Source organism: Corallococcus exercitus (assembly GCF_042231735.1).
GTDB lineage: Bacteria > Myxococcota > Myxococcia > Myxococcales > Myxococcaceae > Corallococcus > Corallococcus exercitus_B.
This window is the reverse complement of the sequence record NZ_CP102577.1, coordinates 9368925-9392315: the sequence shown is the minus strand read 5'-3', so window position 1 is coordinate 9392315 and position 23391 is coordinate 9368925. Positions and strand designations below refer to the sequence as shown.

The following is a 23391-nucleotide window of genomic DNA, read 5'->3' as shown; positions in this document are numbered from 1 at the left end:
GCCCCCCGGGGGCTCCTGGGAGACGTGAACGCGTTCAAAGCCCTGCCGGTGTGTCTGTTCCTGCTCCTGACCGCGCGCGTCCAGGCCGCACCGCCTGTCGCACCGAAGCCCGGCCCCGCCCGGTCCGTGAGCGGCCCGACCGACGCCGAGCGCTACGAGCGCCGCTGCCAGTCCCAGACGGCCCAGCGCATCGCCCGGCCCCAGGGGACGATGCTCTGGGGCACCAAGCGCAGCTGGGACGCGGAGAAGCCGACGGACGAGCGCACCAGCGTGCTCGTCTCCGTGGCGCTGGACGCCCCCCGGCAGGCGGAGCCCGGGGTGAAGGCCCTGCGCTTCGAGGGTGGCCGCCTGTGGGCGGTCCCCGCACCCGAAACCGGGGCGACGGCCAGCGACGTGGTGGGCACCGTGCTCCAGGGCACCGCCAGCGACGGCAAGCCCGTGGAGGTGGCCATCTGCGGCGCGGAGCCCGCGGCGGATGATCCGAACCGGGTCTTCTACCGCATCGAGGCCTGGAACACGGTGGCACGCGAGTGGGAGAACCCCTGCGTCGCGCTGGACCGCTCCCCCGCGCCCCGGGCGCTCGCGGTGGGCGGCGTGTGGGACTCGACCGGGGCCCACGCCGACGCCCCGGACCGCGTCACCTTCGCGTGTGAGAACGGCGCCATCTCCAAGTGCATCCTCTGGGGCTACGCGCCCTGGGCCTCCCGCGACGGGCAGTCGCTGGCCGGCCTCCACCAGGCGTGCACCCGGCTGGCCCGCGCGGACTACTGCGGCAACGGCCGCAGCCACACGCGCCAGGACACCACCATCGACATCTATGACCGGCTGGGCGTGCTGGAGCGCGCCACCGACGTGACGCGGGAGTGGGACCCGGCCAAGGGGTCCTTCGAGGCGGCCTGGGCCCCCGACGGCGCCACCTGCCTCTCCCGCACGCGGGATGGCCGCGCGCTGGACCTCATCCTCCAGGAGTGCCCCGGCCGGTTCCGGGCGGACACGGGCGACGCGCGCGGCGAGGGCGAGGTCTGCACGGTGAGCCGCGGCGACGTGAAGCCCGGGGCCGCGCTCCTACGCAACCTGTCCTACGGGCCCCCGAAGGCGGAGCCCGCGCGGGTCCAGTAGGTCAGCCCTCGGACGGCGGCTCGCGCTTCTCGTCGAGCAGCTGGCTGAGGGTCAGGTCCAGCTGGCTGTCCACGAAGGCGATGAAGCTCTGGAAGTCCTCCGTGGAGAGGCCCAGCTGTTCCTGCAGGCGGCGCCGGGTCTCCGTGTAGACCTGCTGCTGCACCCGCTTCAGCCAGCGGGAGATGGTGGACTGGTTGACGCGGAAGAGCGGCGCCATCTCATACGTGGAGAGCCGGTCGGCGAAGTGGAGGCGGAGCAGATGGCGGTCCTCGGCCGACAACGTGGCGGCGGCCTCGCGCACGGCCTGGCGGAAGGCCGCGTGGTGGCGGCGCTTCATCACGTCCAGCTCCGGGTCCAGGCCCTGCGCGGGCAGCGCCTTGAACAGCTCCTCCGCGTCGTCCTCCGTGGAGGGCTTCTCCTGGCCGCGCAGCTTGTTCGCGATGCGGCTGGCGATGACGACCACCCAGCTCAGCAGGCCGCCCCGCCCCGTGTAGTCCGCGATGGCGGGCGCGTGCCCGGCGTTGGCCACCAGGAGCTTCACGCCCACCCGCTGGCGGACCTCGTCGATCATCGCGTCGGGTTGGCGGAGGCTGCGCAGCCGCTCCGGCAGCCGGGCCAGGTAGTGGCGCTCCAGCGCCTCGTGCGCGGCGGAGTGGCCCTGGAGGCAGGCGCACGCGAGGTACAGCTCCGGCAGGGACAGGCCGGAGACGAGCGGCGCGATGGGCGTGGTGGGGCTCGCGGGGGGGAGCCGCTCCGCGACGTGGGCCACGAAGCTCGCGGCGGAGAGCGCGACCCCGGGCCAGCGGGCCTGCGCGTCCTCCCAGGCGCGCGACAGCAGGGCGTCGAGCGCCGCGAGGTCCTCCGGCGAGGGGGGCACGAAACGCGTCTTCGCGTGCGAGAGGAAGGTCGCGGCCAGTGCGGGCACCTGGGACATGCTCAAGGCCATACCATGCCGCGCCCCGGCCCGCCCCTTGCGCACGCAGCGCGCACGGTGCGGAGGGCCGTGTCCGCGTGTGTCATTGAACGCCGCGCGCCCCGTGGCCAACCTGCTTCAGGGAAGCCCGGTCAGGCTCAGGCCAGCGCGATGGAAGGCCGATTCTCTCGCCCATCGCCCGGCCCACCACCTTGCGGCGCCGGGTTGGAAGTTCTTTCCCAGGCGGTTCGGTCCCCCGGGTGGCGATGGGCCGAGCCGGGGGTCCGCACGAAGCGACGCCGTGCGCGGCCACCCAGCACGCCTGGCGCATCAGGCGAGCCACTCGCCTCCGGGCCACCCGCTGGCCTCTGGCTTTGAGTTCCGCATGCACCCGAGGCGCACCGTACGTGCCCCGGTTCTCCTGGTGGACGGCTGCCACTTCGAGCTGGAGCGCCCGGTCGCGCTTCTTCCGCTCGGACTCGGGCCGCTTCGCCCAGGCTCAGTCGCGGACATCCCGTGCGCCTTCCATCACATCGCGGATGTCCACGGAAGCGGGCGACTCCCAGCCCACCTCGTGGCCGAGGAGGTGCACTCGCGACTCAGGTGCCACGTGGCCCAAGCCGCTCACGCTCCGCCTCGAAGATGGCCACCACCGCGTCGATGAGGGCGCGCACGCGCGGGACCTCCCTCAGGTCGCGGTGCACGACCAGCCACACTTCGCGCTCGGGAAGCGGGGCGGGAGGCGGCAGGCGGACGAGGCCCCGCTCCTGCTCAGCGAACCAGCACGGCAGCAGCGCCTTGCCGAAGCCCGCGCGCACCGCGGCCAGCTGCACCATCAAGCCGTTGGCGCGCAGCGCCATGCGCGCTCCAGCGGCGTGCCGGGCCAACCACTGCGATTCTGGGAGGTGCGCGAAAGAGTCGTCGTAGCCCACCCACGCGGACGTGTCACCGCGCGGCGCCGCGTAAACGCCGTAGCCGAGGGTTGAGAGGCGGCGGGCGAAGAGCTCTCCGGACCGAGGCCGGGCGAGGCGGATGGCGACGTCCGCCTCGCGCCTGGCAAGGCTGAGGGAGCGCGAGTCCTCAATCACCTCCAGGTCGATGCCCGGGTGCTGGCTGCGAAAGCCCGCGACGCGTGGGATGAGGAGGCGCTCAGCCAGCCCCTCCACGGCCGTCAACCGCACGGTGCCCGTCAAGCTGCCACCCTGGCCTGCCCGGCGCTGGATGGCCAGGGCGCGCTCCTCCATGTCCGCGGCCGACTCCAGGACGGCCGCGCCCTCGGCCGTCAGCGTGTAGCCGTCCGCCCGGCGGTTGAAGAGCGTACAACCCAGCGCCTCCTCCAACGCGGCCACACGGCGGCCGACCGTGGCGTGACTCACCTGGAGGCTGCGCGCGGCGGACGAAAGGCTGCCGGCCCGCGCGAGCTCTACAAAGAAGCGCACGTCCTCCCAGTCGAGGGCCCCTGAGGTTTTTCGCACAGCCATTGACCAAGGATAGCCGGACACTGAGCGAGCGTGAGGAGGGCATCCCCGCGATGTGCATTGATGCTCCGACGTGGCGGCCCTCCGGGCACGCCCCCTTCCCCCTCGTCCCGCGGGTGCGGACATGCCCAACACGTTTCAGGTGACGTACTTCGACACGGCGATGGCCGGGGCGCGAAGCAGGAGCGCGTCGGGGGAGCCCGGAGTGAACGAGGGCGGTTGGGAGCTGCCTCCCGGCCACCCTTCTCCTTGTTGGCTGCGCACGCCTTCAGCCGGAGGTCACGGCCCGCGCGAGCGCCTGGCGCACGGCAGCCCGCACGGGGACCGGCACCTCGTCGCCCGGGATGCGCCGGCACAGGGACACCGAGCGCTTGAGGGCATCGCACGCCCCGGCGCAGCGCGGACAGCGCGTGAGGTGCTCCTCGATGCGCACGCAGGTCGCCTGGTCGAGCTCGCTCGCGGCGAAGGCCGTCAGCTCCTCGGCGAGCTCCGGGCACCCGGCGGGTGCGGCGGCTTCGCCGCCCTCGCCCATCAACGTGACGAGGTGCTCACGCAGCTGCATGCGCGCGCGGTGCAGCCGGCTCTTGAGGGCGCGCACCTCGATGCCCACCACCTGCGCCGCCTCCTCCGCCGACAGGCCCTCCACGTCGCGCAGGATGAGCGTCTCGCGGTAGGTGTCGGGCAGCGCGAGGATGGCGGCCTGCAGCACCTCGCCCATCTGCCGCGCGTGGGCGCCCTCGTCGGGGGCCGCGGCCTCGGCATGGACAGCGGCCGCCGCGGGCGCGTCCAGGGCCTCGAGCGTGTCCGGCTCACCCGCACGCTTGCGGCGCGTGCGCAGGCAGTGCGTGCGCGCCACCTGGTACAGCCAGGTGGACAGCTCCGCCTCGCCGCGGAAGGCGTGCATGCCCTTGAAGGCAGCCAGCAGCGTCTCCTGCAACACTTCCTTCGCGTCCTCCTCCGAGCCGCACATGCGCAACCCGAAGCGGTACACCTGCTTCTCATGGCGGCCCAGGAGCGCCTCGAGCGCCCGTCCATCTCCGCCTTGCGCCAGGGCCAGCAGCTCCGCGTCGGTCTTGTCATTCGCCATCCCCTGCTCATAACGCCGCTCCGAGCCCGCGCAGCCCCCGTTCAGCGGGGGGGGTGAATCCTCGACGGCGTCCCGTGGCTCACACCTCGCACCGCAGCCCCACCTGTCTCCCAGGAGCCCCGCCATGTCCCGCCCCCCCATCCGCTTCCTGGCCGCCGCCGGCCTCGGGTTTGCCCTGCCCCTCGCTGTCGTGGGCGCATGTGCGACGCCGCGCGAGGAGGTGGCGCCGGCCACGCGGCCGGCCACCGCGGTGACGGCCACGCGCGCACAGGAGCTCGTAGCCCAAGGGGCCGTGCTGCTCGACGTGCGAACGCAGGAGGAGTACGGCGAAGGCCACCTCGTGGGCGCGCGGCACCTGTCGCTGCAGTCGCTCCAGGCCGGCGAGCGCCCCGCCCTTCCCGCGGACCAGCCCGTCATCGTGTACTGCCGCACCGGACGGCGCAGCGCCCAGGCGGCGCAGGTGCTGCGTGAGGCGGGCTTCCAGCACGTCCACGACCTGGGCGCCATGGAGAACGGCGTCGGGGCATTCGGTGCGAGCCCTGCCGTGGGGCGATAGGGAGTCTGCCCCGCTCCACCTGAATCCTCCCGGGACGGCCCTGGCGCCCACGTGTCGAGGCCGGGGCGACGAGCGCCCCGCCCTGCAGCCCCGCGCGGGCGTGGAGGAAGAAGACATGGCGGCGGTGAACGTCACGGCAGCGAGCTTCAAGCAAACAGTGGGAAGCCCCGGCCTCGTGGTGCGGGACTTCAGGGCCGCGTGGTGCGCGCCGTGTCCCACCCGGACGTCACCTGGGGGAAGGTGGACACGCAGGCGGAGTCGGCACTGGCAGGCGCGCTCGTCACGGGCGCGGTGTGCCCGCTGTGCCTCGTGGCCACGCCCGCGCTGCTCGCCGTGGGACTCGTGCGGAAGTGGCGCGCACGGCGCACCGCGAGCGAGGTTTCCCGCCCGCGGCGCCATCGGCGTCCCCGTAGCGCCTCTCGGGCGCCGCGCACCCCGCGCGGCGCCCGAGCACCTGCACCACTGCGGCGCGGTCGGTGTAGGAAGGTCGCGTTGCGGCCTTCCCCCGGCCCAGAGGTCAGGCCTGGGGTGAGGACGTCTGCGTGGGCGAGATGACCCCGCAGGCGAGGTTCGCCGGCACCGCCTCGTTCAGCTTCTTGGGGGGCGGCAGGTTGAGGTTGCCCATCAGCTGCACGAAGGCCTCGCGCTCGCGGTGGGCGGCGCGCGTGTTGTAGCGCTTCTCCTCCGCGATGCTGCTCTGGGTGTGGCCGTTGTAGTCGTGGGCCGGGTACACCTCGGTGTCGTCCGGGAGTTTGAAGAGCACACCGGTGATGGAGTCGAAGAGGTGCCCGGCGTCCCCATTCTGGAAGTCCGTGCGGCCGGCGGAGCGCACCAGCAGGGCGTCCCCGGTGAAGACGCGCCTGCCTATCCGGTAGCTGACGCTGTCGTCGGTGTGGCCGGGCGTCTCGAGCACCTCCACCCTCAGGGCGCCCAGTGCCAGCACGTCACCGTGGTGCACCTTGACGTCCACGCAGGGTGCCCCCCGGTGGCTGGCCACCACGCGCGCGCCGGTGCGCTGGCGCAGCAGCCCCGCGGCCGTCACGTGGTCCGCATGCACGTGCGTGTCCAGCACGTATTCGAGCGTGAGGTCCAGTTCCTTCAGCAGGTTCAGGTCGCGCTCGACCTGCTCGTGCACCGGGTCGATGAGCAGCGCCTGGCGGGTGCGCCCGTCGGCGAGGAGATAGGTGTAGGTGGAGCTTTCGGAGTCGAAGAGCTGACGGAAGAGCATGGGGGTTTCCTTCTCCGCGGGACGTGAAGACGATGTGCGGGTGGGAGCCAGGGGGCGGGAGAAAAGATTCGCGCCCCCTGGCGCCGCGGCTGCCTGCCCTGCGGTCGGGCTAGTAACGGATGACCTGGTAGCCCTCGGCCACGAGGCGGGAGAGCTCGGCGACGCCGTTCGGCACCACCTCGGCGGCCGGCTGCAGCTTCTTCGGGTCGATGTCGTACTTCTTCAGCGCGCTGCCGCAGGCCACCAGCCGCACCCCGGCGGCCCTGGCCTTCTCGGCCGCCTGCCTCACGCCTTCCGGCACGGCCTTCACGGTGGGGTCCAGCGACACGATGGAGCGCCCGTAGCTCAACCACACCACGTCCGAGAGGTAGCCGGACTCCTTGGCCGCCACCGCGTGGCGGAAGCTGCTGGTCAGGGTGCCCACGTCCTCGAGCCCGGTGGTGGCCACGAAGACGAGCTTGCCCTTCTGCGCGGGCTGCGGCGGCCGCGCATCCGGGCTGGCGGCGAGCGCCGCGGCGGGCACGGCGAGGAGGAGTGCGGCGAGCAGGGTGAAGAGGGTGCGGTGCATGGGGCTCCTGTCTGCGGGTGAGGGGTGAAAGGGGAAGAGCGCGTTCAGGGCAGCTGCTGGGTGCGCAGCACGGGCGGCAGGTCCTCCCCGACCGCGCGCCCCTGCAATCCACCGTTCAGCTTGGGACGCGTGGCGAGGTAGCGGCGCACGGCCTCGTGCGCATCGACCGCCAGGGTGCGTGTCTCCGTCGCGCCGGGAATGCGGCAGAGCATGTCGGGCGTGTCTCCCTCGCGCTCGCAGGCGGCCACGGTGTACACGCGGGCGTCGTCCAGCGGCTCGCCGTTCACCTCCGCCGAGAGGAGCCGCTGGCCCTTGGGCGCATTCGCGCGAAAGCGCAGCGTCATCCCCGAGGGCCGGGGCAGCCAGCCGCCGAAGCGCTTCTCGGCGTCCCGCGCGAAGACGTTCTCCAGCTCCTGCTCCCAGAAGTCACGCAGCTGCTTGCCGGTGAGCTTGCCTGTCTTCACCGGGTTCACCACCGGGAAGAAGTTCCACAGGTCCGCCTCGCGCACCGGCCCGGGAAGGAGCGGCGTGCCGAAGCGGAAGCCATTGGACAGGCCAATCTCGGTCCCACCGGCGGCGCGGATGGCATCCGCGAGCATGTTGTCGAGCGGGTTCTCCACCACGGCGTACCGCGCGAGCGTCACCTCGGTGTGCCCCACCTCCTTGGACAGCCGCGGCCCCAGGGGCGCGAGCGCGGCGTCCACCAGCCTCACGACTTCGGGACTCTCCGGGAAGCGCGCGGCCGTCAGCTCGAGAAGCTCCCACTTCCTCTCCACCACCTTGCCGCCCTCGACCCACAGGTCCAGCCGGCCGAGGAATGAGCCAAAGGCTCCGGGCTCCACCACCCAGCTGCCTCCGCGCTCGATGGGCACGTAGGTGCGCTCGTGGGTGTCGGCGGACAGGTGCGCGTCCACGCCGGGAACCTGGTCCGCGAGCGCCACCGCCTTGGAGAGGCCCACGTGCGTCATCAGCAGCACGACGTCCGCGCGCTCCTGCTCGCGCACCTCGCGCACCAGGGCGGGCAGCGCCTCGGGGCCGTCGTAGCGCAGGCCCTCGCTGTAGCCGGGGGGCTGCCGGCGCGGCACGTCCGGGTCCGTGAAGCCGACGACGGCGATCCTCACGCCGGCCACCTCCCTCAACAAATAGGGAGAGAAGAGCCGCTCGCCGCTCGCCGCATCGCGCAGGTTGGCGGCGAAGAGCGGGTAGTTGAGCTGGCGGGCACGCTCGCGCAGCACCCCGGGGCCGTAGGCCACCTCCCAGTTGCCGGGCACCGCGCCCTGCAGCCCCAGCGCGTTGAGCGGCGCGACCAGCGCCGCCCCCTCGGTGAGCGCCGCCTCGCCCGAGCCCTGCAAGGTGTCGCCAGCGTCCAGCACCAGCACGTCGCCACCGCGCTCACTCCGGATGCGCTCGATGGCCGCGGCCACGCGTGCGAAGCCGCCGGCCATCTCGATGCGCTCCTCGCCGTCGCGCCAGAACAGCTCCGGGTGCGCGCGCAGCTGCGCGTGCAGGTCCGCGACGTAGAGGATGGTCACCTGACGGCGCGAGCCCTGGGCCGAAGTGGCCCCGGTGGGGACGGGCGGGGTAGCCGCGGGGCGGAGCACCGTGCGCGCACAGCCGGCGGCGAACAACACGGCAGCGAGTCCGAGGAGGAGGAGTCGACGGTACATTCAGGGGACCTTTCGGGGTGGAAGGAGGCTGGCGGGAGGGACACGGCCGCGAGGGGCGGAAGGCCCCGGAGAGCTTCCGCGCGTCCGCTAGCCGGGCCAGGCCTGCGTGCCCCAGGGCAGCGCGGGCGCCACCTGCGCGCAGGCGCCCGCGCCGAGGGCAGCGAGCCCTTGTGCGAGCACCGCCTGCGACTGCTCGCCAACGCGGCGCGACACCTCGCGGCCGCCGGCCTCGAGGAAGAGGAAGGTGGGCACGCCGCGAATGCCGTGGCGGGCCGCGGCCTGGCGGCCCTCCGCGCTGCCCACGTCCACGAGCAGCACGTCCACGTCGCCGCGCGCCGCGCAGGACTGCCGCAGCCGCGCCACCACGGGCTTCATCCGCTGGCACACCGGGCAGCTCTGGCTCACGAACTCCACCATCGTCGGGCGCCGCAGGCGCGCCAGCGGTGCGCTGCCCGCGGGCAGCGTTGGAGTGAAGGTGGGCTCCGGCAACGCGCATGCCGTCGTGCCCCCACTCCCGGGGGTACATGCGGCTGTCTCGGAGCCGCCGAGGTCCGCATCGCGCTCCGGCGTGCGGGAGGTGAACTTCGCGGCGGGCGCGGCCCGCGCCGCCACCGGCGCGGGCTCCAGGGGACTGTTCGTGGGGGTGAGCAGCGCAAGCGAGTCGGTGAGGAGCAGCAGCCCCAGCGCCGCGAGCAGTGCGCCCGTGGCAAGCTCCGCCTTGCGCAGGTGGCGCTTCATCCCGTCCATCCAGCGCAGCACGAGGGGCGCGGCGGCGGCCGCGGCCAACAGCGGCACGGAGAGCCCCAGCGCATAGGTGCCCAGGTAGAGCGCCCCCGTCATGGGCTCCGAGGTGGAGGCGGCCGTGTACGTGAGCACCCCGCCGAGCACCGGCCCGATGCAGGGCGTCCAGCCCAGGGCGAAGGCGCCGCCGAAGAGGAAGGCGCTCAGCACGTTGCCGCCGCGCTGCACGCGCGTGAGCCACGGACGCCCCTCGCGCTCGAGCCACGGCACCTGGATGACCCCCAGCTGCTTGAGCCCGAAGAGGAAGAGCAGAAGCCCACCCAGCTGCAGCACCCAGCCGCGGTGCTGCGCGAGCGCGCCGCCCACTGCGCTCGCCGCCATGCCCAGCGCCACGAACACCGTGGAGAGGCCCAGCGAGAAGGCCACCGCCACGCCCCAGGGTCGGCGCACGGGCCCGCCCGCCTCGCCGCGCAGCTGCGGCAGCGACACGCCCGCGAGGAAGGAGAGGTAGAGCGGGATGAGCGGCAGCACGCAGGGGGAGACGAAGGTGAGCAGCCCCGCGAGGAAGATGCCTGGAAGCCCCAGACTCATCGCGCCACTCCCGTGCTCTGGCGGGTGGCCCGCCCATGACGTTCACGCATGGGCAGGGAGACACGGACGGGGCCCACGGAAGTTCCCGCCGCCAGGCGCGATGGCTCCGACCCAGGAATCGCGTGCGAAGGGCGGCGTGCGTGCTTATCTGGAGCACCATGCGCCGCCACCGCCTGTCCCCTGCCCTGCTGCCCGCCCTCGCGCTCTGCCTGCTGCTCAGCGCCTGCGACCGCTACGACCGGCCCAACCTCCCCGTGCCCGAGAGCTTCTCGGCGCGCACGCTGGAGGGCCGCGGCCTTGAGCGCGCGGACCTGCTGGGCAAGCCCTGGGTGGTGAGCATCTGGGCACCAGGTTGATACGCCTGTGCTCGGGAGTTGCCCGAGCTGGACGCGGTACGCCGCGAGTACGAGTCGAAGGGGGTGGGCTTCCTCGCGCTCTCGCTCAACCCGAGCGAGGAGCGAACGGTGCGCGAGGCGGCGAGGCTCGGCCTGGGCATGACGCTCGCCATCGCGCAGGGCGAGGTGCTCGGCCCGCTGCACGTGTCCACCGTGCCCGCCACGGTCTACATCGACCGGCACGGCGTGGTGGTGGCCGCCATCAGCGGCGAGCGCGACCGGGCCTTCCACACGCGGCGCGTGAAGGCGCTGCTCGCAGGGAGCCCGTAGGCACGCCCCGCCAGCGCGAAGCCCAAGGCGGCACCGGGCAAGCGGCGCCGCCTCTTCGGGCTCTTCTGCACCCGCCGCGGCGCCTACCCGATGCGCAGCAGGTGGATGAGGCCCCACGCCATGAGCGCGAGTCCTCCAAAGCCCAGCAGGCCCGCGTAGATGACCTTCATGCCGGCCTTGCGGATCATCTGGAAGGGCGTGGCCAGGCCCATGGCCGCCATCGCCATCACCATCAGGAACACACTGGTGGTGGACAGGCCCGCACGCAGCGAGGGCGCGAGCAGCCCCACCGAGCCGAGCACGCCGAGGGCGAGGAAGCCCACGACGAACCAGGGGATGGGGGGCTCGCTCCACGAGTACTTCACCTTGCCGCTCGCGCCCGAGACCAGGCCCAGCACGATGAGCGCGGGGGCGAGCAGCACCACGCGGGTGAGCTTCACCAGCGTGCCCAGGTCACCGGCCTCGGTGCCCCAGCTGAAGGCGGCCGCCATCACCTGCGCCACCTCGTGCAGCGTGGAGCCGGAGAGCACGGCGAGCTGCAGGGTGCTGAAGCCCAGCAGGGGCCCCGCGAACACGTAGAGGAGCACGCCCGCGGTGCCCAGGATGCCGCACAGCCCCACGGCCAGCGTGGTGTCCTCCTCGTCCGCGCGCGTCACGCTGCTGGCCGCCACCACCGCGCTCGCCCCGCACACCGAGGTGCCCACGGCGAGCAGCATGGCGAGCCTCGAGGGCACGCCGAAGCGGCGCGCCAGCCACGCGATGCCCGCGATGCCCACGGCGATGACGGCCAGGTCCAGCAGCAGGATGCGCAGCCCCGCCTTGGCCACGAGACCGAAGTCCAGCCGCGCCCCCATCAGCACGATGCCCAGGCGCAGCACCGTCTTCGCCGAGAAGCGGTTGCCCTCGGCGAGCACCTGCGGCAGCCCCATCACCGCGCGCAAGGCAAGTCCGATAAGCAGCGCCACGGTGAGGGGCCCCACCACCTTGAGCCCCGGCAGCGTGGCGAGCCAGTAGCTCACGATGGCGAGCGCCACGGCCAGCAGCATGCCGGGGGCGCGCGCGCGCCAGGGAGAGGAAGCGCTCGCGGGCGCGGCGGAGACGACAGGGGTGGGCGTCATCGGTGGTCCAGGTCGGGGTTGAAAAACGCGTCGCAGGGGTCCACGCGTGCCGCCTACGGCGCATCCGAAGTCGAGAGCGCGCTCAGCAGCACCGAGTCCCCCAGCTCCGACACCGCGATGGTGACGTCGTCGCCGCGCGCCACCACGCAGATGCGCTCACCCACGGGCCCCTTCGTGCAGCGCGGTCCCTTCCGCGCGAAAGCGAGGCCCTGCGCGCCGGCGCTCGAGTCCTTCGTGGGCGCGAACAGCGTGAGGGCGTGGTTGCCGTAGCGGTAGAGCAAGGAGATGGTGATGCGGCCGTGGAGCCTGCAGCGCCGCGCGCCCAGCAGCCGCGCGCCAGGCACGTCCGGCACCTCGATCTTCTCGCCCGTCTGGGCGAGCGCCCACGCGCGCACGGCCGTCCGGTCCGAGGACTCGAACTCGCAGGGCTGCGCGCGGGAGAAGGCCCGCAGGTGGTGGCGCTCGAGATCCGCCGCCAGCACCTCGTTGAAGCCGCGCGGCCATCCCGTCCAAAGCAGGCCCACCGCCAGGAGCAGCGCGGCGGCGGCGGCGGCGAGGCGGCGCATGGGCGCGGAACGCGGCAGGTGGACGCGGGTGGCGGCGGCGGGCGGGCCTCCCCCATCGCCGAGTGCCTCGATGCGCGTCCGCAGCCGCCGGGCCACGGTGGGCGGGGACGCGGCCGCGGCCCCCCGCAGCGCCATGCGCAGCCCGGCGTAGCGCTCGGCGAGTTGCTGGCAAGCGGCGCACGCGGCCAGGTGCGCCTCGGAGCGCGCGCGCTCCGCGGCGCTGGCCTCGCCGTCGAAGTACTCCGAGATCCTCTCGCGCCACGTCTGGCTACATCCGCTCACGGCCACTCTCCCTTTGCATGAAGTCCAGGAGCGCACCCCGGGCACGCGCCAGCCGCGAGCGCACGGTGCCCACGGGGCAGTCCTGCACTTGCGCAATCTCCTCGTACGACAGCTCCTCCACCTCGCGCAGCCACAATGCCTCGCGCCACTCGGGCGCAATCGCCGCGAGCCCCGCCGTCAGCGAGGGGCCCAGGGCACGCGCGTGCAGCTCCCGCTCGAGGTCCCCCGTCGGCTCGGGCAGGGGCGCCTCGGAGCCCGAGCCCCCCTGCAGCACCTCCAGCCGAGGCCGCAACCCACGCGCGCCGTTGAGGTGGACCGTGCGCTGCACCGCGAGCAGCCAGCCGCGAAGCTGCTCGGGACTGCGCAGCTCGCCACGCCGCTCCAGCGCGCGCACGACCGTGTCCTGCACCAGGTCCTCGGCGTGGGCCGGGTTCCGGGTGAGGCGGAGGCCCGTTCGCAAGAGCGTGGGCAGGTGGGGCAGCACGAGCGAGATGAAGCCGCGGGGGGTCACGGGAGCGAGGACACGCGCAGGGGTGGAAATGGTTCCCGGCCGCCCACGCACTCGAGTGGGAGGGGCGCGAACGGCCCGGGAGGGGCGGAAGGAGGGACGCTCAGCGCTGGGGTACGGGCGCCTGGACACGGGCGGGCACGGGGCGCTTCTCCCAGAGCTGGAAGAGCAGCATGCCGCCCACCATCGCCGCGACGAAGAGCGGCGCCGTGTTCGCGCCGGAGCCCACGGAGGTGAAGGCGGGACCCGGGCAATAGCCGGCGAGCCCCCAGCCCGCGCCGAAGAGCGCGGCGCCAGCGACCAGCCGCGCGTCCGGGCGTGCGTTGCCGAGCGCCGGGAAGGTGGGTGCGAGCACCGGCGCGCGGCGCTGGCGCACGATGAGCCGGCGCAGCAGCGCGTAGGTCCCCATCGCGCCGGCCATGACGAAGGCGAGGCCGGGCTGCCAGTCCCCCGCCACGTCGAGGAAGCCCACCACCTTGGCGGGGTCGGTCATGCCGCCCAGCCCCAGTCCGAGCGAGAAGAGGATGCCGGCGAGCCCGGCCATCAGTGCGGCCTTCATCCTAGAGACCTCCGAGAACGTGGTGGACGAGGAAGACGGTGAGCGCGCCCGTCACCATGAAGGTGCCGGTCGCGACGAGGGAGCGCAGCGAGCCGCGGGCCAGACCGCACACGCCATGGCCGCTGGTGCAGCCATTGCCCAGGCGCGTGCCGAAGCCCACCAGCAGCCCCGCGAGCACCGTGAGGCCGACGCCAGTCACCACCGGGGCGCCGAACACCCGCGGGAACAGCGCGCGCAGCAGCAGTCCGCCGCCCACGAGCCCGCCGACGAATGCGGCGCGCCAGGCGAGCTCGCCGCGCCGGGGCAGCAGCAATCCGCCTGCGATGCCGCTGATGCCGGCAACGCGACCGTTGAAGAGGAGCAGCAGGCTCGAGGCAAGCCCGATGAGAATGCCGCCGAGCAGGGGTGGGAGGAATTGCGTCACGTCGGAAGGCCTCGCGAGAGCGGTGAAGGGAGAACGGCGGAGCGAGCGAACCTCAGCGCTGCACGGCCGCGGCGGCAGCCGGCGCGGCGTGCACAGCCGAGTCGAGCAACACGCCGCGGTTCTTGAAGAGGATGAAGGCGCCCATCAGCACGAGGACGAGGGAGAAGGCGCGCTTGAGGGCCGCCTGGGAGATGAAGCGCACGAGGGCGGTTCCCACGAGGATGCCCGCTGCCGCGAGGGCGGTGAACTCGCCCAGCAGCCCCCAGGGCACCCGCACCTGACCGAGGTAGCCCGCGAAGCCCACGAAGGAGTTGAGGGCGATGACCAGCAGGCTGCTCCCCACGGCCTGCTTCATGGACAGCCCCGCGAAGAGCACCAGCGCGGGCACGATGAGGAAGCCGCCGCCCACGCCCACCAGGCCGGTGAGCATTCCCACCGCGAGGCTCCCCCCTCCGGTGAGCACGAGGCTGGACTCCGGGGCCCTGTCCTCGGCGGGCGGCATCACGCCACGTGCGTTGCGGAACATGAAGAAGGCGGCCACCAGCATCACCAGCGCGAGCACCACCAGCTGCACGGCGCCAGGGACGTGCACGGACAGGCGCGTGCCCAGCCAGGTGCCGGCCATGGCGAGGCCGCCGAAGCCAAGGGCTGCCCTCACGTTCACGTTGCCCGCACGCCAATGGCCCGCGGCGCCGAGGAGGCTCGTCACCCCCACCACCGCGAGCCCCATCGCGATGGACTCCTTGGCGGGCAGTCCCAGCACGTACACGAAGATGGGAACGGTGAGGATGGAGCCGCCGCCGCCGAGCAAGCCGAGGGCGAGGCCGACGAGGGCAGCGAGCGAGAGGCCGAGGACCAGCACGGCAGGGCTCCAGGAGCAGAGGAGGGGCGCTGCCCCCCCCCGCGGCGAACGGGTGTGCGGCCCCCACGGGCCGCTTCGCCCATGAGAGCCAGGACAGGCGAAAAGGGATTCACCCCCTCGGTCCGGAGACGCGAAGGCAGCCCGCGCCGACGCGCACAGCCACTACGGCGGGTGCGCTGCCGCGGGGTGCCTGGACTGCGGCTGCGCGAAGAAGGCCGCGGCGCTGGCGCGGTAGGGCGCCCCTCGGGCTGGCGGTCGCTAGTGATGCGACCCGTGAGCCCCATGGCCAGGCACGCCCACCGGACCGGAAGCGTCCGCCGGCTGCACGCGCAGCACGAAGGGCACCGTCACCACCCGGCCCTGGCGCTGCACCTGGACCCAGAGCTTGTAGAGGCCCGCGCGAGGGAAGACCGCGTGGGCCGCGACGCCCTGCCCAGGCTTGGAATCAAGCGGGTGCACGTGGAGGAAGTCCTTTCCGTCCTCGCTGAGCACGGCGAAGTGGGCCATGGCCTCGAGGTAGGGCTCCAGGTCGTCCACGGGCCGCCCCGTCGCGGCGTCGGCGATGGCGAAGTGCAGGTGGGCACCACCGGCGCCCGCACGCGCCGCGTCGCCTCCGTGCAGGGTGAAGACGAGGCCGTCACTGCGCTGCGTCGCGGGCGTCACGGCGAGCGCGGTCGATGGACGGGACGGGCCCTCCACGCGAAGCGGATGCCGGTCCACCGGGGCGCTGCCCCCCGGTCGCGCGTAGTCCACGAGCACCATGTACTCGCCGCCCGACTCGAAGGTGTGCTCCAGCGCGAACTCACCCTCCCGGGCCTCCGGGTGCACGTGCGCGAAGCTCCGCAGGTCCTTGGAGATGAGGAACAGGTGCATGGGCTTGCCGTGCGACAGGTCCAGCGTCGGCACGGGCTGGCCCCGCGCATCCCGCACCCGCAGCGCGAGCGTCGCGGGCTTGCCCGCCTGCACGGGAGAGGGGTTGGAGCGCAATTGCGTGCTGAGCATGGAGGACTCCTTCTTGGGCTGAGCGTGGGAATGGCCGCGGACGTGCGATGCAGCCTGTCCGGGCGCGGGTCCCGCCAGGGCGAGCGGCGCGGCCAACAGCGCGACGTGCGCAAGGGCGGTGGTGAGGGCAGGTTTCAGGCGTGCCATGGAGCAACTCCAGGGGAAGACGTGGATGGAGTGACCTTCTCCAGGAAGACGCACGCGGGCGCGGGGCCTTACACCCCTCCAGTGCGGCCACGGGACGACCCACCAGGGTGTAAGGCCCCAGAGCGGCCTTCGTCCCCTCTTCAGAGCACGGGAGTTCTTCATCCGCCCGCCTCGCCACGCGCTCGAAGGGGGCCTCCATGTCCGCCACGCCTTCTACCCAGACCGCCCCGTCCGCGGCGTTCCTCAAGGAGCGCAGGCCTGGCCTGTCGCTGCTCGTCATCGCGACGGCGCAGTCGATGCTCGTCCTGGACGATGCCATCGCGAACATCGCGCTGCCGAGCATCCAGCGTGACCTTGGCGTCTCCGCGGCGGCCCTCCCATGGGTCGTCAATGCATACGTCCTCGCCTTCGGCAGCCTGCTCCTTTCGGCGGCCGGCTCGGCGGCCTCGGCGTCAACGTCGAGATGCTCATCGTGTCGCGCGGCCTCCAGGGGCTTGGCGCCGCGCGGGTCGCCCCCAATGCGCTGGCCCTCATCGCCACCACCTTCCCGGTGGGCCCGCCGCGCAACCGCGCGATGGCCGTCTACGGCGCGATGTCCGCGCTCGGCATCACCCTCGGCGTGCTGCTGGGTGGGTTGCTGGTCGGGCTGCTGAGCTGGCGATGGGTGTTCTTCATCAACGTCCCCATTGGCCTCGCGGTGCTCCTCGGCACCCGTGCGCTCGTCGAGGGGCAGCGCAACCGCGGCCGGCTCGACACCGTGGACGCGCTGAGCGGCACGGGCGCCATGTTCGCGCTCGCCTACGGCATCACCCGCGGCGGGGAGCACGGCTGGGACGATGCCCTCACCGTCGCGGCCTTCATCGCGGCGCTCGTCCTCGGTGGCTTCTTCGTGGCACTCCAGGCGCGCCGCGCGCACCCGATGTTGCCGCTCGGGCTCTTTCGCGACAGGAACCGGTCGAGCTCCTACGCCACCATACTGTTCGTCGGCGCCGGACTGATGGGGACCTTCTACCTGCTGACGCTCTACCTGCAGGAGGTGCTTCACTTCAGCCCGGTGCGCACGGGCCTGGCCTCGCTGCCCTTCAGCGCCGGCATCATCCTGGGCGCGGGCATCAGCGCCAGGCTGGTCGAGCGCCGCGCGCCGTGGTCGGCCCGGGCCTCGTCCCAGCCGTGCTCGCGGCCGTCACCACGCGGCGCACCCAGGGCGGCGAATGACCCTATTCGAGGACGTCGTCCGGCATGCCGTAGGCGTTGGCGATGAGTTCGGTCGAGCGGGAGATGGCTTGCTGTGAGTGCCCCAGGTTCAGAATCATCAGCTCGTCGGCATTGACGCGCTGTTGCCACGCGGCGAGCTTGTCCACCACCTGTTCGCCGGTGCCGCAGCAGCGCGCGTCGGGCCGCCTGGCGCGCCGCGCCCCGCGCTCGGAAGCCTTACGCCCAGGCGCCCGCGTCCTTCACCACCAGCGCGAACAGGTCGCCGAGCGCCGCGAGCTCGTTGCGCTGCAGCTCCGCCGCCGGCACCACGCCTCCGGTGGGGCCGGGCAGGTCGCGCGTCGCGGTGGCCGCGGCCACCACCGTGTTGCTGTAGCCGAGGTCCAGGGCCGCCCGCGTCGTGGCCGAGACGCACATGTGCGTCATGAAGCCCGCGATGATGAGCTCCTTGCGGCCCGTCGCCTGGATGCGCGCGTGCAGGTCGGTGCCGGCGAAGGAGTTCGGCAGGGCCTTGGTCACGACCGCCTCGCCTTCCTTCGGAGCCACGGCCGGGATGATGGCGCTGCCAGGCCCCCGCGGGTCGAAGATGGCGCTGCCGGCGGGGCCGTGGTGCACGACATGGAAGACCGGCGTGCCATGGCGGCGGGCCAGCTCGAGCAGGCGCGCCGTCTCCGCCACCGCGGCGTCAATGCCGGTGAGCGGCAGGTTGCCGGAGGGCAGGTACTCCGCCTGGGCGTCGACGATGACGAGCACCGCGCGGTCGAGCGGGGAGGGATGGGCCGGCGGGGCACCGAACATGGAGAGAAGCGTACGGGGGGCAGTCATGGAGGTCTCCTCGAGGGGCTGGCAGCCCGGGTTGGTCCCCATGGAGTAGTCCGTGCGCATCCGCTCCGTCGTTCGCTGTCTTCGTGCAATGCCTGTGCAGAAATGGTCAGGGCCGGAGCTCGAAGCCGTGCTGCGAGCCGGCGGGAGCGGCGCGGGGCGTTGGCTTTCGAGCGCGGCAGGGGGGAACGCAGCGTCCAGCGGACCGAGAACTTCCGTTTCCCGGGCGGACGCTGGGGACCATCCTTAGGCTCCTGCACCGACCTCGCCCTGGAGCCCCCTGTGACGCCTCGCCCGCCTCGCGCCGTGCTCTTCCAACACGACCTGCCCGTCGGCTCCGGTGGGCTCGCCGCCGCGCTCGCGGGGGCGGGATTCGCCCTCGAGCCTCGCTACCGGGAGGTCCGCCCGGGGGACGCCGACGCGGAGCTCGCGGTCGTGCTCGGCGGCTTCATGGGCGCGTACGAGGCGCGGCGCTACCCCATTCTTCGCGACGAGCTGTCGCTGCTGGAGCGGCGGCTCGCGCGGGGCCTGCCCACCCTGGGCGTGTGCCTTGGCGCGCAGCTGCTCGCGCAGGTGGCCGGCGCGCGCGTGTATCCGGACCCCCGCGGAATGGTCGTCGGCGTGCACCCGCTCGTGCCCACGCCCGCCGGCCGGGCCCATCCCGTCTTCGCGCCGGACGCCCCCGTCTTCGACGTTGCCCACTGGCACGCGGACACGTTCGACCCCGTTCCCGGGGCCATCCGGCTCGCGGGCTCGGAGCGCACGCCCCAGGAACTCTTCGCGCTGGGCAGTGCGCTCGGCGTCCTCGTCCATCCCGAAGTCGACGCGTCCACCTTCGAGGGCTGGGCCCGGGCGAGCCCGGACTCGCTCGCCCGGGCCGGCCGCACGCTCGAAGCGCTCGCCGGGGACGACCTCCCGCGGCTTCGGAGCCACGCGCCCCGCATCGAGGCGTTTCGCGTCCGGCTCGCCCATTTCCTCATGGGCCAGGTCGCCTCGCTCGAGGGCCGGGTAGGAGGCCCGGGCGCCCCGGCGCGCGTCTCGGAGTGAGCCCGGGCCGCCGAGCGCAGTGCGGCTGAACAGCGGCGTGTGTCAGCCGAGCAGGGCGAGGTTCGCCCGCGACAGTCCGGCGTCGCCGTGGCAACGGATTGCCCGAGGTGACGTTCTTCCAAGCACGGCCTCGCCTTCACCCCGCGTGGACTGCCCCAACGGCGCACGGAGTCCTCGCTGACGCCCAGCTGGCGCGCGACCTCCGCCGCTCCGCCAGTTGCCGCGCCGTCCAGCGCTTCGGCGACGGAACACGTCAGGCCCTTACCCAACCTGCCTGAAGGGGGTTAGCGTGAAGGCCCTGCCCCCGTGATCGCGACCCCTTCCAGCTGTCTGACCGACGAGGTCCTGGTCGAGCTCCTCGAGGACCAGCTGACGGACGAGGCGCTGGCGCAGGTGCACCGCCATGCCGCCGGGTGCGCGGAGTGCCGCGGCCTGCTGGCCACGCTCACGCCCGGCATCCAGCGCTCGGAGGTGGACGACCCGCGGGAGCGCGAGACGGACAGCCTGCCGCCGGATCCGACGCCCTGGACGCCGCCGCCGTCGTTCGATGCGTTCCGCCTGGAGCGCCCGCTGGGCCGGGGGGGCATGGGCATCGTCTACCTCGCGCACGACACGTCACTGGACCGGCGCGTGGCGGTGAAGTTCATGGCGGCGGCGCAGCCGGATGAGCGCTTCCGCGACCTGTTCACCACCGAGGCCCGGGCGCTCGCGCGGCTGCAGCACGCGAACATCGTCAGCGTGTTCAGCGTGGGCACGGTGGACGGCCATCCGTACATCGTCTCCGAGTACGTCGTCGGGGAGACGCTCGCGGAATTGCCCCTGCCGGTGCCGTGGCGGCGGGTGCTGTCCCTGGGCGTGGGCCTGGCGCGGGGGCTGGCGGCGGCGCACCGCCAGGGCGTCCTCCACCGCGACCTGAAGCCCTCCAACGCGCTCGTCACGCGCGAGGGCGAGGTGAAGCTGCTCGACTTCGGCCTCGCCGAGCGCTTCGAGGTGGGCGCGGAGCTGGCGTCCGGCTCGCCGCTGCTCGTGGGCACCCTGCCCTACATGGCGCCGGAGGTGCTCGCCGGAGGTCCCGCGAGCGCCCGCAGCGACCTGTACGCGCTGGGCCTCATCCTCCACGAGCTGTGCACGGGTCAGGTGCCCCGCCGCGCCTCGCGCCGGCCCGAGGACACGCCCCCCCGCGCCCCGCTGGGCCCGGAGGTGGACCCGGACTTCGCCGCCATCATCCTGCGCTGCCTCGCGGTGGATCCGCACGAGCGCTTCGCCTCGGCGGAGGCGCTGAGCGAGGCGCTGGAGCAGCTGGAGCGCTCCATCGCGCCCGCGCCGCTCGGCGCCGGCAATCCCTATCGCGGCCTGGCGCCGTTCGCGGCCGAGCACCGGGCGCTCTTCTTCGGACGCGAGGGCGACATCCGCGCCGTGCTGGAGCGCCTGCGCACGCGCCCGCTGGTCCTCGTCGCGGGTGACTCCGGCACGGGCAAGTCCTCGCTGTGCCGCGCGGGGGTGCTGCCCCGGGTGGCGGCCGGAGACCTGGGCGACGGACGCGAGCCGCACGTCCTCACGCTGTGGCCCGGCCACCGCCCGATTGAAGCGCTGGCCGCCGCGCTCGCGCCGGTGCTGGGGCGCAGGGAGGCGGAGCTCGTCACCGCCCTCACGGACACGCCGGCCTGGCTGGGGCAGGCGCTGCGCGAGACGCATGGGCGCGGGCGGGGGCTGCTGCTCTTCATCGACCAACTGGAGGAGCTGCTCACCCTCTCCGACCCGGGGCAGGCCGCGCACTTCGCGCGGCTCCTGGGAGAGCTGGCCCTGCCGTCCCCGGGCGTGCGCGTGCTGCTGGCGGTGCGCGGCGACTTCCTCACGCGCCTGTGCGCGCTCCCGGGCCTGGGGGACGAGGCGGAGCGGGCGCTCTACATCCTCCGGCCCCTGTCTCCGGAGGGCGTGCGCGAGGCCATCATCGGCCCGGCGCGCGCGCGGGGCGTGGCCTTCGAGTCACCGGAGCTGGTGCAGACGCTCGTCGCCTCCACGGCGCATGGCGTGGGCAGCCTTCCGCTGCTCCAGTTCGCGCTCGCGGAGCTGTGGGAGCGCCGCGACTCCGCCGGGGGCCGCATCACGCGCTCGGCGCTGGAGGCGATGGGCGGCGTGGCCGGAGCGCTGTCCCGGCACGCGGACGGCGTGCTCGCGCGCATGAGCCCGGCGGAGCACGCGGCGGCGCGGCGGCTGCTGCTCCAGCTGGTGACGGCGGAGGGCACGCGCATCGAGCGTGGCGCGGAGGACCTCGCCGACGCCTCGGATGAAGTCTCCCGCGCGGCGCTGCGCGTGCTCGTCGAAGGGCGGCTCCTGCACACGCGCACCGTGAACGGCCTGCCGCGCTGGGAGATCGCCCACGAGTCGCTCATCCGCAGCTGGGGCACGCTGCGCGACTGGCTGGACGACGACATCGGGCACCGCGTGCTGCGCAAGCGCGTGGAGGCGGCCAGCGCGGAGTGGGACCGCCTGCGCCGCGCCAGCGAGGCCCTCTGGGGTCAGCGCCAGCTGGATGAAGTGCGGCTCTTGGAGCCCGCCACCCTGGGCTCCCGGGAGCAGGCCTTCCTGAGCGCATCCCACCGGGCCGTGCGGCGCGCGCGCTGGGGACGGGGGCTCACCGCGCTCGTGCTCGCGCTGGCAGTCCTCGCGTCCTACGGCGGCCTGCGGCTCCAGGCGTACCTGGAGGACTCGCGCTTCATCGCCGCGGAGCTGGGCACCGCGAAGGAGGCGCTGGCCTCGGGCCGCACCCTCGCCGCCCGGGCGCTCGCGAGCCGCGAGGAGTCGCTGGCGATGTTCGACGGCCGGGCGCCCTCCTCCCTGGGCCCGGAGACCGCGACGGATGCCACGGGGCTTCGCAGCGCCGCGGAGAAGCGGTGGACGGAAACGCTCGCGCTGCGCGACCAGGCGGAAGCGGCCTTCACCCGCGCCAGCCGGAGCCTGGAGCGGAGCCTGGACCGGGACCGCCACCACTCCGACACGCGCCGGCTCATCGCCGCGGTCCTGTCCGAGCGGGTGCTGCTGGCGGAAGCCTTCCACCAGCGCCACGAGCGCGACGCCTGGCTGCAGCGCCTGGAGCAGGAGGTGGACGCCTCCAAGGAGGGCGCGGCCTGGCTGCGGCGGTTCCAGGAGCCCGCGGAGCTGACGTTCGAGAGCCTTCCGCCCGGCGCCCGCGTGTCCCTCTCGCGCGTCGTCCGGAGCGAGGGGCCGTTCCGCCGCGAGCCCCTGCCGGACACCGGCACCTCGCGCTTCGTCCTCCCGGAAGGCTCCTACCTGGTCCACGTCACGCAGCCGGGACGCGTGCCCGTGGACGTCCCGGTGTTCCTCACGCACGGCTCCCGGGAGGCGCTGCGCCTGGCGCTCCCCACGCAGGTGCCCGAGGGGTACGTCTACATCCCGCCGGGGTGCTTCCTGCTGGGCAGCGCCGAGCCGGAGGTGGTGCGCCGCTTCACCTTCAGCCCGCCGATGCATCGCTACTGCCTCACCGGCGGCTACCTGGTGGGCCGCCACGAGGTGACGTTCGGCGACTGGCTGACCTACCTGGAGGACCTGCCTCCGGACGCGCCCGCGAGGCGGGTCCTGGAGCAGCCGCACTTCGGCGACGGAGGCACCATCACGCTGCGGTGGAAGCAGGGCACGGGCTGGGTCTTCACCTTCCACCGCACCCGCGAGGAGTTCCGCACCGCGAAGGAAGGCGAGCCCCTGCTCTACGCGGAGCGCACCCGGCACGCGAGCGTGGACTGGAAGCAGCTCCCGCTGTCCGGCGTGTCCGCGCAGGACCTGGAGGGCTACTTCTACTGGCTCCACCGGACGAAGCGGCTGCCGGGAGCGCGGCTGTGCGGCCAGCATGAATGGGAGTACGCGGCCCGGGGCGCGGACGGACGGCGCTATCCCCACGGAGACCAGCTCCAGCCGGACGACGCCAACATCGACGCGACGTATGACCGGCGGCCGCTGGCCTTCGGCCCGGACGCGGTGGGAACACACCCCGCGTCGGTGAGCCCGTTCGGGCTTCAGGACATGGCGGGCAACGCCTACGAGCTCACGCGCTCCGTGACGCCGGAGTTCGGCAGCGTCGTGCTCCGGGGAGGCTCCTGGTATTACGACTCGTTCGTCGCGGCGAGCGCCGACCTGTCCCCCGGTGACGCGACCGCGCGGGACGTCCGCAGCGGCGTGCGCGTCTGTGCTTCGTTCGACCCGCGTTGAGCGGG

22 protein-coding genes and 1 pseudogene are annotated in these 23391 nt (G+C 73.4%); 6 read left to right on the top strand and 17 right to left on the bottom strand.

Features of this window, described 5'->3' with window-relative positions:
* Positions 1-24 precede the first annotated feature (24 nt).
* Entirely contained in the window at positions 25-1119 is a 1095-nt protein-coding gene (locus tag NR792_RS37920) for an ADYC domain-containing protein (protein ID WP_375757561.1), read from the top strand.
* 1 nt (position 1120) lies between these two features.
* Here the strand turns inward: NR792_RS37920 and NR792_RS37915 are convergent, their stop codons facing one another.
* From NR792_RS37915 to NR792_RS37900, 4 genes and pseudogenes are all read right to left on the bottom strand, one after another.
* Entirely contained in the window at positions 1121-2053 is a 933-nt protein-coding gene (locus NR792_RS37915; protein ID WP_375757560.1) for a sigma-70 family RNA polymerase sigma factor, read from the bottom strand.
* Positions 2054-2351: 298 nt separating this feature from the next.
* A pseudogene (locus NR792_RS37910) lies at positions 2352-2483 on the bottom strand (IS3 family transposase); the annotation flags it as partial.
* A 148-nt stretch (positions 2484-2631) separates the two neighbouring features.
* The gene (locus NR792_RS37905; protein WP_375757559.1) at positions 2632-3471 is read right to left on the bottom strand and encodes a LysR family transcriptional regulator; all 840 of its coding nucleotides are present in this window, start codon (positions 3469-3471) and stop codon (positions 2632-2634) included.
* A gap of 307 nt (positions 3472-3778) precedes the next feature.
* Positions 3779-4597 (bottom strand): sigma-70 family RNA polymerase sigma factor, encoded by an 819-nt coding sequence (locus tag NR792_RS37900; protein WP_375757558.1) that lies wholly within the window; start codon positions 4595-4597, stop codon positions 3779-3781.
* A gap of 124 nt (positions 4598-4721) precedes the next feature.
* Between NR792_RS37900 and NR792_RS37895 the strand changes: the two genes are divergently transcribed.
* Positions 4722-5153, top strand: a complete 432-nt coding sequence (locus tag NR792_RS37895) for a rhodanese-like domain-containing protein (RefSeq protein ID WP_375757557.1) — start codon at positions 4722-4724, stop codon at positions 5151-5153.
* 517 nt (positions 5154-5670) lie between these two features.
* Here NR792_RS37895 and NR792_RS37890 read toward each other — a convergent pair.
* The 4 genes from NR792_RS37890 to NR792_RS37875 form a co-directional block, all read right to left on the bottom strand.
* Entirely contained in the window at positions 5671-6381 is a 711-nt protein-coding gene (locus tag NR792_RS37890) for an MBL fold metallo-hydrolase (RefSeq protein ID WP_375757556.1), read from the bottom strand.
* Positions 6382-6490: 109 nt separating this feature from the next.
* Positions 6491-6949: a DsrE family protein gene (locus NR792_RS37885; RefSeq protein WP_375757555.1), complete on the bottom strand. Its 459-nt coding sequence runs from the start codon at positions 6947-6949 to the stop codon at positions 6491-6493.
* A 44-nt stretch (positions 6950-6993) separates the two neighbouring features.
* Positions 6994-8616, bottom strand: a complete 1623-nt coding sequence (locus tag NR792_RS37880) for a bifunctional metallophosphatase/5'-nucleotidase (protein WP_375757554.1) — start codon at positions 8614-8616, stop codon at positions 6994-6996.
* A gap of 87 nt (positions 8617-8703) precedes the next feature.
* Entirely contained in the window at positions 8704-9948 is a 1245-nt protein-coding gene (locus NR792_RS37875) for a cytochrome c biogenesis protein CcdA (RefSeq protein ID WP_375757553.1), read from the bottom strand.
* Between the two features lie 158 nt (positions 9949-10106).
* Between NR792_RS37875 and NR792_RS37870 the strand changes: the two genes are divergently transcribed.
* Complete coding sequence (locus tag NR792_RS37870; protein ID WP_375757552.1) at positions 10107-10613, top strand: TlpA family protein disulfide reductase; 507 nt, start codon at positions 10107-10109, stop codon at positions 10611-10613.
* A gap of 83 nt (positions 10614-10696) precedes the next feature.
* Here the strand turns inward: NR792_RS37870 and NR792_RS37865 are convergent, their stop codons facing one another.
* The 7 genes from NR792_RS37865 to NR792_RS37835 all read right to left on the bottom strand — a co-directional run bounded on the left by NR792_RS37865 (position 10697) and on the right by NR792_RS37835 (position 15934).
* Positions 10697-11731 (bottom strand): YeiH family protein, encoded by a 1035-nt coding sequence (locus NR792_RS37865; protein WP_375757551.1) that lies wholly within the window; start codon positions 11729-11731, stop codon positions 10697-10699.
* Positions 11732-11784: 53 nt separating this feature from the next.
* Positions 11785-12579 carry a zf-HC2 domain-containing protein gene (locus tag NR792_RS37860; protein ID WP_375757550.1) on the bottom strand — a complete coding sequence of 265 codons (795 nt, stop codon included), beginning with the start codon at positions 12577-12579 and terminating at the stop codon, positions 11785-11787.
* Positions 12566-13090, bottom strand: a complete 525-nt coding sequence (locus NR792_RS37855; protein WP_375757549.1) for an RNA polymerase sigma factor — start codon at positions 13088-13090, stop codon at positions 12566-12568. The genes NR792_RS37860 and NR792_RS37855 overlap by 14 nt, the downstream gene beginning before the upstream one ends.
* A gap of 100 nt (positions 13091-13190) precedes the next feature.
* Positions 13191-13646 (bottom strand): DUF6691 family protein, encoded by a 456-nt coding sequence (locus tag NR792_RS37850; RefSeq protein ID WP_375757548.1) that lies wholly within the window; start codon positions 13644-13646, stop codon positions 13191-13193.
* Between the two features lies 1 nt (position 13647).
* Positions 13648-14070 carry a YeeE/YedE family protein gene (locus tag NR792_RS37845; protein WP_375757547.1) on the bottom strand — a complete coding sequence of 141 codons (423 nt, stop codon included), beginning with the start codon at positions 14068-14070 and terminating at the stop codon, positions 13648-13650.
* 52 nt (positions 14071-14122) lie between these two features.
* Positions 14123-14932, bottom strand: coding sequence for a sulfite exporter TauE/SafE family protein (locus NR792_RS37840; RefSeq protein WP_375757546.1), 810 nt, complete (start codon positions 14930-14932; stop codon positions 14123-14125).
* A 258-nt stretch (positions 14933-15190) separates the two neighbouring features.
* Positions 15191-15934, bottom strand: a complete 744-nt coding sequence (locus tag NR792_RS37835; RefSeq protein WP_375757545.1) for a hypothetical protein — start codon at positions 15932-15934, stop codon at positions 15191-15193.
* Between the two features lie 610 nt (positions 15935-16544).
* Here NR792_RS37835 and NR792_RS37830 point away from each other — a divergent pair.
* A complete protein-coding gene (locus tag NR792_RS37830) occupies positions 16545-17342 on the top strand; it encodes an MFS transporter (protein WP_375757544.1) in 798 nt (265 codons plus the stop codon).
* On the opposite strand, the gene NR792_RS37825 is transcribed toward NR792_RS37830, so the two are convergent.
* Complete coding sequence (locus NR792_RS37825; RefSeq protein WP_375757543.1) at positions 17299-17442, bottom strand: hypothetical protein; 144 nt, start codon at positions 17440-17442, stop codon at positions 17299-17301. The genes NR792_RS37830 and NR792_RS37825 overlap by 44 nt on opposite strands.
* Before the next feature lie 70 nt (positions 17443-17512).
* A complete protein-coding gene (locus NR792_RS37820; RefSeq protein ID WP_375757542.1) occupies positions 17513-18118 on the bottom strand; it encodes a cysteine hydrolase family protein in 606 nt (201 codons plus the stop codon).
* Positions 18119-18397: 279 nt separating this feature from the next.
* Here NR792_RS37820 and NR792_RS37815 point away from each other — a divergent pair, with 279 nt between their 5' ends.
* Positions 18398-19162: a glutamine amidotransferase gene (locus tag NR792_RS37815; RefSeq protein WP_375757541.1), complete on the top strand. Its 765-nt coding sequence runs from the start codon at positions 18398-18400 to the stop codon at positions 19160-19162.
* A gap of 306 nt (positions 19163-19468) precedes the next feature.
* A complete protein-coding gene (locus NR792_RS37810; RefSeq protein ID WP_375757540.1) occupies positions 19469-23386 on the top strand; it encodes a protein kinase in 3918 nt (1305 codons plus the stop codon).
* The last annotated feature ends 5 nt before the right edge of the window (positions 23387-23391 follow it).